This is a genomic window from Saccharibacillus sp. CPCC 101409 (genome assembly GCF_030518235.1).
Taxonomy (GTDB): domain Bacteria; phylum Bacillota; class Bacilli; order Paenibacillales; family Paenibacillaceae; genus Saccharibacillus.
The window spans coordinates 244,615-256,516 of the sequence record NZ_JAULSA010000004.1; the positions used below are offsets into that span (position 1 = coordinate 244,615).

13 protein-coding genes are annotated in these 11,902 nt (G+C 49.4%); 7 read left to right on the forward strand and 6 right to left on the reverse strand.

Annotated elements, in window-relative coordinates; translation table 11 throughout:
* The first annotated feature begins 273 nt into the window (after positions 1-273).
* Positions 274-753 carry a hypothetical protein gene (locus QWJ34_RS11390; RefSeq protein ID WP_302727804.1) on the forward strand — a complete coding sequence of 160 codons (480 nt, stop codon included), beginning with the start codon at positions 274-276 and terminating at the stop codon, positions 751-753.
* A gap of 37 nt (positions 754-790) precedes the next feature.
* Here QWJ34_RS11390 and QWJ34_RS11395 read toward each other — a convergent pair whose 3' ends face one another.
* Entirely contained in the window at positions 791-1,561 is a 771-nt protein-coding gene (locus tag QWJ34_RS11395; RefSeq protein ID WP_302727805.1) for a DUF4367 domain-containing protein, read from the reverse strand.
* Positions 1,558-2,142, reverse strand: a complete 585-nt coding sequence (locus QWJ34_RS11400; protein ID WP_302727806.1) for an RNA polymerase sigma factor — start codon at positions 2,140-2,142, stop codon at positions 1,558-1,560. Before QWJ34_RS11400 ends, QWJ34_RS11395 begins: the two co-directional genes overlap by 4 nt.
* A 302-nt stretch (positions 2,143-2,444) precedes the next feature.
* On the opposite strand from QWJ34_RS11400, the gene QWJ34_RS11405 reads away from it, so the two are divergent.
* The 5 genes from QWJ34_RS11405 to QWJ34_RS11425 all read left to right on the forward strand — a co-directional run bounded on the left by QWJ34_RS11405 (position 2,445) and on the right by QWJ34_RS11425 (position 7,290).
* Entirely contained in the window at positions 2,445-2,930 is a 486-nt protein-coding gene (locus tag QWJ34_RS11405; RefSeq protein WP_302727808.1) for a hypothetical protein, read from the forward strand.
* 172 nt (positions 2,931-3,102) lie between these two features.
* Positions 3,103-4,215, forward strand: coding sequence for an ABC transporter permease (locus QWJ34_RS11410; protein WP_302727810.1), 1,113 nt, complete (start codon positions 3,103-3,105; stop codon positions 4,213-4,215).
* 83 nt (positions 4,216-4,298) lie between these two features.
* Positions 4,299-5,522, forward strand: a complete 1,224-nt coding sequence (locus QWJ34_RS11415; RefSeq protein ID WP_302727812.1) for a hypothetical protein — start codon at positions 4,299-4,301, stop codon at positions 5,520-5,522.
* Positions 5,519-6,196 (forward strand): ABC transporter ATP-binding protein, encoded by a 678-nt coding sequence (locus QWJ34_RS11420; RefSeq protein WP_302727814.1) that lies wholly within the window; start codon positions 5,519-5,521, stop codon positions 6,194-6,196. Before QWJ34_RS11415 ends, QWJ34_RS11420 begins: the two co-directional genes overlap by 4 nt.
* 464 nt (positions 6,197-6,660) lie before the next feature.
* Positions 6,661-7,290 carry a YfbR-like 5'-deoxynucleotidase gene (locus QWJ34_RS11425; RefSeq protein ID WP_302727816.1) on the forward strand — a complete coding sequence of 210 codons (630 nt, stop codon included), beginning with the start codon at positions 6,661-6,663 and terminating at the stop codon, positions 7,288-7,290.
* Between the two features lie 21 nt (positions 7,291-7,311).
* Here QWJ34_RS11425 and QWJ34_RS11430 read toward each other — a convergent pair whose 3' ends face one another.
* The 3 genes from QWJ34_RS11430 to QWJ34_RS11440 form a co-directional block, all read right to left on the reverse strand.
* Positions 7,312-8,451, reverse strand: coding sequence for a TolB-like translocation protein (locus QWJ34_RS11430; RefSeq protein ID WP_302727818.1), 1,140 nt, complete (start codon positions 8,449-8,451; stop codon positions 7,312-7,314).
* A gap of 110 nt (positions 8,452-8,561) precedes the next feature.
* Positions 8,562-9,302, reverse strand: coding sequence for an MORN repeat-containing protein (locus QWJ34_RS11435; RefSeq protein WP_302727820.1), 741 nt, complete (start codon positions 9,300-9,302; stop codon positions 8,562-8,564).
* Positions 9,299-10,108 carry an alpha/beta fold hydrolase gene (locus QWJ34_RS11440; protein ID WP_302727822.1) on the reverse strand — a complete coding sequence of 270 codons (810 nt, stop codon included), beginning with the start codon at positions 10,106-10,108 and terminating at the stop codon, positions 9,299-9,301. The genes QWJ34_RS11435 and QWJ34_RS11440 overlap by 4 nt, the downstream gene beginning before the upstream one ends.
* Positions 10,109-10,435: 327 nt before the next feature.
* Here QWJ34_RS11440 and QWJ34_RS11445 point away from each other — a divergent pair, with 327 nt between their 5' ends.
* On the forward strand, positions 10,436-11,188 hold the full coding sequence (locus QWJ34_RS11445) for a DUF475 domain-containing protein (protein WP_302727824.1): 753 nt from the start codon (positions 10,436-10,438) through the stop codon (positions 11,186-11,188).
* A 76-nt stretch (positions 11,189-11,264) separates the two neighbouring features.
* Here QWJ34_RS11445 and QWJ34_RS11450 read toward each other — a convergent pair whose 3' ends face one another.
* Positions 11,265-11,822, reverse strand: coding sequence for an NADPH-dependent FMN reductase (locus tag QWJ34_RS11450; RefSeq protein WP_302727826.1), 558 nt, complete (start codon positions 11,820-11,822; stop codon positions 11,265-11,267).
* Positions 11,823-11,902: the final 80 nt, after the last annotated feature.

The window sequence follows — 11,902 nt, forward strand, 5'->3', positions numbered from 1 at the left end:
GGCTTCTCCTATGCAAAAATGCGAACAAGAAACTCCGTCCGATCCGGGCGGAGTTTCTGCTTGTCGGGAAAGCTCCGACTTGAGCGAAAGCGATAACAACAGAGCATTTTAACCGAGAAGTGACGATTTGTTTTCATATGCACACCAGGCTTTCCCGCTGAATCTATGTCAAGGTATAGGTATATTTTCTCCTCTGCATAAATGTCAGGTTTTCTTACCATTTTACGTCTATATATTCAGGAAACTAATTTATGAATGGGGGCTTACAAGATTATGAAAAGAATTGTGAGGTTTGGCTTTTCGCTGTTTTTGCTTTACACGTTTATTTTTCCGAATCAAGGACAAGCTTCTCCATCAGTGAAATCGGGGGCTTTAACCCCGCCGCCTCCTGTTTTAATTCAGCCTTTTACATTCTTCGATCCAAATTTTTCATATTTGGAGCGGGGCGGCTCATACATAGCGGAAATAGCCAACGGGAATTTAGACATTTGGGGGGACACTTCTGCTACCGTGCGTGTTGATAAAATTGGTGTTGAATTGACGCTGCAGCGGTGGACGGGGACATCTTGGATTGATGTAATAAGCGGATCGCCCGGTATAAGCACGAACTCAGCCTATATGTATCAATCACATATCCTCAGTTCGGTAGCTAGAGGATACTATTACAGAACAAAATCGTTTCATTGGATTATAGAGGGTGCAGCGTATGAATCGGGTACGCGTTATTCCGGCACTCTCTTACTGAGCTTATAAAAAGAAGCCAAGCAGTGCATCAACTGCTTGGCTTCTTTTATTCCGGTTTGAAGGCTCCGGCCCAGTTCAGTGCTTCTGTTGGCGTTAAGGGGCCAGACAAAACCAATTTTACATCTCTTGCAATCCATTCAATAATAACAGTACCGTCGGAAATTTCTAAAAGTATGCCCGGATATTCACCAACCATAACCTCCGAAATCGTTCCCGCCCCTTCTGGAACCTCCGTCATAATGGAACTATTGTCGGTTATTAGGCGCTGATTAACTTTCACTAAACATCCAATCGAATCCTCATATTCCAGATAAACCGAGCGAAATGAACCTTCCGCATCTTTGAAAATCCGGGTATCTGAAAGTTTTAGCTGCTCCGGCACATAGGAAGGCAGCAGGAGAGGAAAGGCGAGTTTTTGTCCAGCCTCATCCAATGTAACCTTCTCCGATTTTACTGGTCCGGCCTCAGTATTTCGACTCTCATTTTCATCAAAAAAAGTTGGCGGCGGTACGGTTAAGGAAGACGACGGATCATTAGCAGGTTTTCGTAGGAACACCTGAATCATATCATTGAAAAATCCGGAAATATGGGCGTACGTTTTCTGTGTAAAGTCTCCTCCAGAAAATATGTTGATCAACAACGATGCAACCAATACACTTGCAACAATCTTTGTCCGGTATATTAGCTGTTTTCGGCGCTTTCTGCGTTTTAATTTCGGTTGTAAAGCATTCCATGAAGACGTACTGTCTGGTATTTCGATCTCTTTGGTCATGTCTTCCCAAAGTCGATCATATTTGCGATCCTCTGGATTGCTCATTTTTCTTCATCACCCCACTTTTTTAAAAACAGATTAGAAAGCATTTTTCGTGCACGAGACAAGCGTTTTGCAATCACTTGCTCGCTAACCCCTAATTCGAAAGATATTTGTTTATAAGATTTTTCTTCTATGTAAAATTTCAAAATAAGTTCTTTATACTCTGGTTTTAACCTATGGATAGATTCGTGAAGAAGCTGGTTACGCTGTGAATTCTCAACGGTTTTCTCGACTGTCGCCGCCGCTTCTGTGTCCGCTATAATTTCGCTTATTTCTTTATAAACGATCTCGATGCTTATTTCACGACCTCTTTTTTTCCGCAATGTATCGATTAAATGATTTCTAATGATTTTTCTCGACCATTGTTTTATGGAACCGTCATGATTCACCTTATGTCGATTATTAATTATTTTCAGGAACGCCTCTTGGATTATATCTTCTGTCATTGTACGATCCTTGATAAGCATAGCGATTTCTCGATAAGCAAACGTGTAGAAATTGTTGTATATTCGACGTTGTATACTTCGGTTCAATCGCCCAAAGTCCGCATCTAGTAGTATCCACCAATCCTCATTCTCATTCATCGTATCCCCTCACTTGGCTTAGACAAATTTATTTTACATATCCACTTTTTACTCCCATGGTAAATGATTACTATATTCCTGTAAATAAGGATTAATCCTCCTTTTTTTATCATAAATCTATTATTCAGAAAGAACTTCACTTAATTGTGTCAGGTTTTGGGAGTTGGTAACGTCTATTATTATAGACAACCAGATTTCGCGGGAAGTGTAACGATTCCAAACATGAAAGGAGAAAGATGGGTTCGGTATTTCTGAAAGTGAAGGTATTAATTTTAAAAATGAAAGAAAGGAAGGTTACCGACATGACAAAATTCAAAAAGCTTGCTGTTTCGACTGCGCTGATTTTCGGGATTGCCACACTGTCTGTTGCTTCAGTATCAGCGCAATTTGGAGAACAAACGAAAGAGGCTCTGCAATTTTTCGCTTCAAGAGCGACAACCACCCAAACCACTACGTTTAGCCATAACTTTAACAATAATTACAGCAAGTCATTTTTCGGCGATGTTATGAGGGGAACGTTTAATACTTCTGCTGGTTGGGGCGGAGCCACGGGAAACACCCAGATTAGCCTGGCTAACGGAATGGAAGGTTATGCAACTGTAACTCTTGTCGGCATTAATGGAGTTAACTATCAAAATAGTCAATTCGGTTCTGGGGCTGGATGGGTATCTTCCGGTAACGCTGATGCAGGAAATCAAGCTTGTTATGCAGCATCGCACAATTCATCGCGAACCATAACGGGATCAGGAAATTACGATGGTTATATTGCCAAGTCAACTACCTTCTAAGTCTTTACCTGTTTTCATTGGGTACGAGACAATTCTTTCTGGTCTCTAAAACCTTAGCTCCCTACAGCTTTGCTGCGGGGAGCCAAATTTTGAGCATAAGCGAAATCAGCAAAAAATAGGGGGACTCACCGTGTTAGAAACCTTATTTCATTTAGGATTGTGGTGATGACGGATGAAACAATTGATTCTGGTTTGGTCACGGGTCAGGCAGTATGCGCGGACAAACCCGGGAGCTTTCTTTTTTTACTTATGCAGCTCCGTAGTGTGCAGTCTGATTTTAATCTATGTCTACGGCAACACAATCCCGGCTTTGAAAATTATTAAAGGTGACGCTTCATTTTATCGTTCTTATAGCATTGATCTACATGAAACGAATAATTTCGACATAAATAGAGTGAAAGAAATGGAAGAAAACTGGCCCTTTCTTGATGATTTGAAAACACCTAGTATTTTGCTGCAAAAAAAGTGGGCTAAAGAAGATTTTCCGGATGTTAATTTTGACGGATATCCATATGTGATTCCAATGATTGAAGCGGAATACCATAATCAACTTCATTTGTTTGCGGTACAAGGAGAGGTTCAATTTAATAATACCGACTTAGCGGCGGCTGAACCGCCTGTAATTGTGCCTGGCGTATTGCAGTTGAAAAATTTTAGCAATAAGATTTTTCATATCGGAGACCGTCAATACCGTCTAATCGGGCGTCATACCGGCGTTTTCTCTGTCATTATACCGATCCGGAATTTTCTAAAGCAGATCGAAGAACCGGATTTTGTAGTGATTCGTTTGGAAAATGTTGTGACCAACACGAAGATAAGAGACGAAGTAACGGTCTATTTACAGAGTTATTTTCCCGAGAACTTTATCCAGCCCCCCTTTAACAATGGCTTAGATCCGGCTCAGACCAATATTGTAGCTGCAATACTGGCTATTTTATATGGACTGGCGCTTTCATCCCTCACTTTTATAAGCAAGTATCTCTTTGAACAAAACCGCTCAGTGAACGGGATCTATCGTTTAACCGGCAGTTCCAGACGACAGCTGGCGCGAATTGCTCTACTGGAAAGTGTTTTTTTAGCTGCGACTACCCTAGTAATCGCATTTGGTTTCCACAGGCTCTTCTACACGTCGGTGTTCGCCCACCTGAACCTGAGTCCGGACATTGTGTATACAACAACCGACTACATACGTTTGACACTGATTATTATTGGAGTAACGGCTCTGCTCTATCGATTAAATCAACGAGATTTGACACGAAGCACCGCGGCCGTAAGCCGCTTTTAGCTTTGCGAGCCGTAACCCGAAGAAGAGGAGTGAAGGTATCGTATAGATTAAATGCGACTTTATAAGGGCGGGAGGTATATGATTTGAAACAATTTCGATTAGTCTGGCAGTCATTGCTCCAGATTAAGGGTGCGGCTCTGCTATTGATGATTGTCTTAACTCTGGCGCTGTTTGTCCTGACCTATCTGATTGGGCTGATTCGCTATCAAAATTATTCACGGACTTTGCTTGAACAAGCAGAAATCAATAACTCTGTCTATCTCAAACTTGCTGTTGATGACAACCAGATGGCTCAAGATATGTATGGGACCTTCTCCGCTATTGCTCGGACCTATGAAGAGATCGCGGACTGGCCGGGAATCAAAGAAATCATCTCGATCTATTCATATGGCAGTATGAAAATCGATGGAATCAACTACCAGATGCTCGTGTATAACGATGCTTTGCTCCGTCACTTTTCTATGGCTGTGGATGGCCGTTGGTTTCCAGACAAACCCGTTTCAGTAGACCAGCCGCTCCCTATTGTATTGGGCGGAACAGGATTCTCCGATTTCGAGACGGGCGACGTGCTAACAGCTGAATACAGCCGAACGCAAAAACCTATTTCTTTGAATGTATATGGCAAAGTAAAGTATCCGGGTTATACTTTGTCTCTCAGTAACGGTTCTACCATAATCTTATCGGATTATCTCCTTAGTGATCAGCCTGTAATCCTTGTGCGAGATGAACCTTCTTTGCTAAGTAGACTGGATACGTCCGATCAGGTGATGATAGACCGAAATGCCTGGGTTGTTTTTGAAAACGGGTTATCTGAACAGCAGCAAGGCGAGCTGCTAACGCGACTGGGTTCCTATGGCTCTTATCATACATATGAGGATATTATAACCGCCAGTCGGGAAAGTCATATCGAACAGCTAAAAGAAATACTGCCCATCCCTTTATTTTTGTTTTTCAGCGCTTTTTCTTGCCTGTTTAGCATTTCTTCCCTTTACGTTATGCGCAACGCACAAAACCAGATCTTGTATTTCTTCTGCGGCTGCAGCCGAAAACGGATGATAGGAATATTAGCTCAGGGATTATTTATGATTTTCTTGCCGCCGGCGCTGCTGAACTTGTTATTTATCCTGTTCTATCCAACGATTAGTCAAGCTGACTGGCTAAACCTGCATCAAGTGGTGCTGGACGGCACCTCGGTATCGCTTGTTCTGCTCTTTCTGGCCGTGCTGCTGGTTTTCCTGTTGCTGCCCGCCTTGATGATTAGCCGCCGACATACACCAATGCAACTTTATAGGAGGATGTCATCATGATTGAAGTGCATCAGATCACCAAAAATTATCAGTTGGGCAAAGCCAAGTTCACCGCCTTATCGGATATCAGTTTGACCATTCAGCCAGGAGAGATGGTAGCCATCCAGGGTCGGTCCGGTGCCGGGAAAACAACATTATTCAACATACTGGGCTGCCTGGATACCATGGACTCGGGGACATACCGGTTGGACGGACAGCAGGTTGAAAAAATGAAGGATGCCGAGCTGGCAGCCCTTCGCTGCAAAAAGATTGGCTTCGTCCTTCAAGAATTCGCATTAATCAATCAACAATCCGTTCTTTTTAATGTCATGCTGCCGCTTTTCTTTGACAAAATGGCTTATCGAACTATGAAAACGAGAGCCATGGAAGCGCTACACAAAGTTGGCATAGCTAATCTGGCCCGACACAAGACGAACCAGCTTTCCGGAGGTCAGCGCCAGCGTGTCGCGATCGCTCGCGCACTGGTTAATTACCCGGAAATTATTCTTGCCGATGAACCTACGGGAGCCCTCGACTCCAAAACCGCCGGTCAGATCATGCAGCTGATTTCTGAACTGAATCAACAAGGTATGACCATACTTCTCATTACGCATGATGACAAAATGGCAGCCTACTGCCAGCGGAGGATCGTGATTGAAGATGGCAAGATTATTGAGGATCAGCTTACTCAATAAGAGTTTTGTTCTTGGCGCCCCGACGAAGCCCGCAGCTGGCTGCTGGAACACTTCTCCGAGCACTCGACTGGCTCCTGAGACGTTCGACCACAGAGTCGAGTCGATCGTTGGAACGCGTTCGTTTCCTCATTGAACATGGAGCCCAGCCCAACGCGACTCCTATCTGATCCCGCTCAGCAGCATCTACGCTCTGTTTGAGCGGTATTCCTCTTCGCGGCCCTCTAGGCCGAAGCGAAGATTGGCTGATCCGTAAACAGCGGCATTTTCGATTCGAGTGGTCTTCGGCCCATGCGAATCGAAACGCCGCTGTTTCCCGTTTTTCGCCGCGCCCGTCCGCCTTCAGACATATTTTTGACCGCCGCTTGACTGTACGTTGACGTTCTCCGAATATGACACGGCTATACTGAAAGTGCCTGAATCTATTTTTTCAACCAAATCGAATTCAAGAAGGAAGGAAGAGAGCTATGGGCATTCATCGCTATTTCCGCTCGTTGAACGAACTGGAGCGAATCATCCGCTGCCCCGGCAAGTTCAAATTCGAAGAGCACAGCGTCGCCGCGCATTCCTGGAAAGTGGTCCAGTACGCCAAAACGCTGGCCGATATCGAAGAGCAGCACGGCACGGTTATCGACTGGAAAAAGCTGTACGAGATTACGAGCAGCCACGACTACGGCGAAATTTTTATCGGAGACATCAAAACGCCGGTCAAGCACTCCTCGCCGGAGCTGCGTCAATTGATCCAGCAGGTGGAAGAAGGCATGGTGGCGCATTTTATCGAGGAGCATATCCCCGAAGAATTCAAGCCGATCTTCCTCAACCAGCTGCGCGAAGGCAAAGACGACTCCGTCGAAGGGCTGATCCTCGAAGTCGCGGACAAAATGGACCAGGTGTACGAAGCGTTCGCCGAGCTGCAAAAAGGCAACACGGAAAAAGAATTCGTGGTCATGTACCGCAATGCGCTCGTCAAGATCAAACGGATCAAACTGGCGTGCGTCGATTATTTCCTGGATCATATTCTGCCGGACATGGTCAGCGAAGAGTCGCTGTCCCCGGTCGATATCAAACGCATTACCGAAGAAGCGCTGGCGCTGTGAATTCAGAGGCCAAGGCTTTTTTTATTTGTCCATTCCCAGATAAACGAACCCGATGCCCGCCTCTTCGTTGTTCCGCGCGATCAGCAGCGTTCCCTCGTCCGTCCATTTGAGCGGATCGCCCGGTCCGAGTTTTACGGTTTTGCCGGAATCGATATCCAGCAGCCAGACTCCCTTTACGCCGCCGTGCCATTCCGCGACCGCATAGACGGACGGCGTTTGTCCCGGCTGCGCAAGCACGCCGGTCAGGTCGTTTTTCCCGATTTCTCCGTCTGCCGAACGCAGCAGCGCAAAAGCTTCGTCCGGCAGAGAATCCGGCAGCGTCATCGTTTCTCGCCCCGTATTCAGATCGATCTCGCATTTCGCGCCGGGCGGCATATCGCCGAACCCGCCGCGCGGAACGAGCAGGGTATGTTCGTCCGTCCATTCAACGGGATACGCGTAGAAAAAGCCGTCGCTGTGCGGCACATTCGCCGCTTCTTGCTGCCGATACATTTCCCTGCCCTCCCCGTCCAATACGATGAGATCGGCAAACGTTTCCAGTTTTCCGTTGGACGACACAAGCAGCGCGATCCGTTCGCCGGACGGCGAAGCCGCGGCTCCGTAGATCGGCGAATCCGAGCGCATGACGAACTTCACTTCGCCGGTTTGCGCGTTGATCCGGTACAGGTTTTGTCCGCCGCGGATTGCGTACGCTTCTCCGTCTACAATCCGGTCCGTCATCAGCAGCTCGCCGTAATCGGTCCCGAAGACCGCTTCCTCGTCCGGCCATTCCGGCCGCGGCAGCGTTTCGATCGTCCCATCCTGTTCCAGCAGCTGCGCTTGTTGTCCGTCATACGCCAGCAAAGCCGTGCGTTCGCTGCTGCCGCGGTCCGCAACCGTAACGGGTTGAACCATATTCCAGCGGTCCGACGCCCATTTGCGCACAGTCTTCCCCTGTCCGTCCACTTCGCGTATGCCGAGAAAATCAGGCTCGACTTCCTGCGCGATCGAAACCTTCGATTCCGGCTTGCTTTCTAAGCTCCGTTCGGGACTCGCAAGCGCGGTTTCGCGTTTCGATTCGGACGCTTCCGCCGTTCGCTCCGGCACGTTTCGGTCCGAGCAGCCGCCAAGCATGAGCAGCAGAGACGACAGCAGCAGTACGGGTTTGATCGGTACGGACATAAAGACGTTCCTCCCCGGCTTGAGTATTTACTGACTAGACGCGCCGGAGAAGCAAAAAGTTGCCGGAAGAATCTTCGACTTGGCCTCGGCGAACAAACGCAGCCTTCTTCTTAACTCAGCGGCACCTTTTTCGACAGGGCTTCGAACTGGCGGAGATGCGGCGCCACTTCGGACGTGACGGTTTGCAGATATTTGAACGCGGCTTTCCGGTCGCGTTCCTGGGCCGGGGTGTCGCCGGCAAAGCTCGAATACCGTTTGGTTACCGCGCCTTTCCGATACTGCACGTCGAACAAGGCGCCGCTTTTCCAGTTCGCCAGCAGATTTTGGCTGCCGCTCAGGATATTCAGACGGAAGCCTTTGTCCAGATAAGCGAAACTGTAATCGGGATCGGCCTGGGCGTGAATCACATCGTAGCCCGTCGTCAAAACGTTATTCGTAAAAGTGCCGGTGCGAAGCTCGTTCGAAACCTGCGCGCCGTCTTTTTCCGTCACGTGCTGCGTCCATTCCCCTTTCCCGTTCATCTTGTCCGCGCTCCATTCGCCGCTGTACACGACTTTGTGCGAGCGTCCGTAGGCGTCGCTGTCGGCATACCGGTTGATATACTTCCCGCTCCCGCTGCGTTTGCCGTTAACGAAATCGCCGGAGTACTGCTTCCCGCTTCCCCATTTGATCGTGCCGCGCCCGTCGGGAACGCCGTTCGCGACTTCTCCGTAATATGAAGCCCCCGAAGACAGCGTCAGCCATTCTTTGGCGGAAGCCGCTTCGGCTCGATGCGGAGTTCCCGGGGCGGACGGAAGCGAAAATGCGGCGCCGAGCGCCAGAACGAGCGGAAATGCGAATCTTTTTTTCATGAGGATTCCATCCTTTCTTTCAGCGCGCTCATCGCGATCGCCGCAAACTCCAGCGGCTGCTCCAGATGAGGATGATGACCGCTGCTTTCCATGACGACGAGCCGGGCGTGCGGAATTTCGCGGCGCAGATAACGGCAGACCTTTTTATTGAACGCCGAATCCCTCCCCGCCTCCACGATCAGCACGGGACAGCGGATTTCGCCCAGCCTTTTGTAAGCGCGCGGAAACAGGGGCCGGTGCATGCCGAGCCTGCCGCCGTAATGAACGCCGTTGTCCAGATACATCTGCTTGAAGCGCGCCCGCTGCAAACTTTCTCTCGGCACAGCGTGGCTCCAGTATTTGCTGCGCACGAACAGTCCGCCCGCCCGCTCGATGCCCTGCCGCTTCACGCGGCGGATATCGCTGAAGCTTTCCCACATCGCGCGCAGCGGAATCCGCATGCCGCCGAGCGAAGGCGCGGTCAGGATCAGCTGCTCGACATGCTGCGGGTAAGCCAGCGCGAAGTCGATCGCGATGCCGCCGCCGGCGCACGAAGCGATCAGCGGGGCGCGGCTCAAGCCGAAATGATCGAAGATCGCTTTCAGATCGAGATGATGGGAAAAGAGCCCCGTGACTCCGTCGCTGCGCCCGTGTCCCCGCTGGTCGTAACGGATCACGGTGAAGCTGCGCGACAGCAGGCGGATATGATCGTCCCAGACGCTCGAATTGCAGTAGGCGCCGTGCAGCAAAATCAGCGGCGGACCTTCCCCTTCCACCTCCACATGGAATCCGGCTCCGCCGATCGTCTGTTTTCCGGTTCGTTTCATGATTAGGTACGCCGCCCTTTCGACTGGTTTCCGATTCCCGACTATCTACCCGTTACCCTTTCGGAGCCGCAAGCGAATCTTAAAAAGCTTATGAGGCAGCCGGAGTGCTCGCTTCGAACGCAATATGGCGGTTTTGCGAATTTTAGCTAGGTTTTGCGGAAGCTTTCCTTTACAATTAACGCAAAGAATTTAAATGAAAGGAGACGATTTGTAAAGCTCGCTTTCCGACCAAAAAAATTTTCGTTTTTTTGAAACCTGGAAACGGCTTTGCCGTAGTAACAGCGTATATGTCACAAAACACTTATCTGGGAAAGGATTTGTAACGGAATGGAAATGGGCTACAGCCACTTATTCGAAATGAGCACCTTCCTCGAAGCGTTCGGCACGGCGACGGGTTGGGGATTCATTTTGTCGCTGGTCATTATCGAAGGCCTGCTGTCGGCGGACAACGCGCTCGTTCTGGCCGCGATCGTCAACAAACTGCCGGAGAAACAAAGAAGAAAAGCGCTGCTGTACGGTTTGTGGGGCGCTTATATTTTCCGGATTATCGCAATCGGCGTCGGGATTTATCTGGTCCAGATTTCCTGGGTCAAATACATCGGGGCCGCCTATCTGCTCTGGATCGCGATCAAGCACTTCTGGGATAAAGCCCGAAGCGCCGGAGGCGACGACGAAGAAGACGAAGAAGAAGGAAAGCTTCAGCAGCTGCTCGCCAAGACCGGCCTGAGCCTGTTCGTACGCACGATCATTACGGTCGAGCTGATGGACATCGCCTTCTCGATCGACTCCATCCTCGCGGCGTTCGCCGTTTCGCCGAATCCGTGGATTCTGATCGCCGGCGGTTTGCTGGGCATCCTGATGATGCGTCTGGTCGCCACGCTGATCCTGAAGCTGATGGACCAGATTCCGGAACTGGAAAACGCGGCGTTCGTGCTGATCTTCATTATCGGGGTCAAAATGATTCTCGATACCGCGGACATCTACCATATGAGCCACGAGATCTTCTTCGGAGTTCTGGTGCTCGTCTTCGCCGTTACGTTCGTAATCAACCGGATTCGCGTGCGGAAAAGAGCCGCATAAATCCGTGTAAACCGAATATCGGCTGTACGCAAATAAAAGCTCCTTCGCCTTTGCGGGCGAAGGAGCTTTTTGCTGCTTAGACCAGTGCCGCCGGCGCGCGCAGCGTCTTCAGCGCGCCGCCCCAGGCCAGCACCTGATCCAGCATGCCGTTCAGGTTGACCAGGTGCAGATCGGCCGGTTTGAACGTTGCGCCGTTCTCGAAGTCGGTGAACAGCGACAGCGCCGGATGAACGCGAACGTCGGCGACGGAAAGTTCGCCCAGGATGCCGCGCAGATGTTCGGCCGCGCGCGCTCCGCCTACCGAGCCGTAGCTGACGATGCCGGCCGATTTGTTGTTCCAGGCTTCGCGGGCGTAATCCAGCGCGTTCTTCAGCGAAGCCGAGATGCTGTGGTTGTACTCCTGCACGATAAAGACGAAACCGTCCAGTTCGGCCAGCTTGGTATTCCAGGCCGCGGCCTGCTCGGAAGCGTCCTCTTCGCCGAGCAGCGGCAGACGGTAATCCACGATATCCACGATTTCGTAATTCGCGTCGCCGCGGGCGTCCGCGATTTGTTTCACCCATTCGCCGACCTGCGGGCTCAGACGACCTTGACGCGTGCTTCCGAGAATGATGCCGATATTCAACTTTTCCATGATAAAACCCTCCGATTAATTTTAAATTTTTGAATTTCAAATTTACATTCTTTTTTTCTTAAACTTTATTTATATTTATT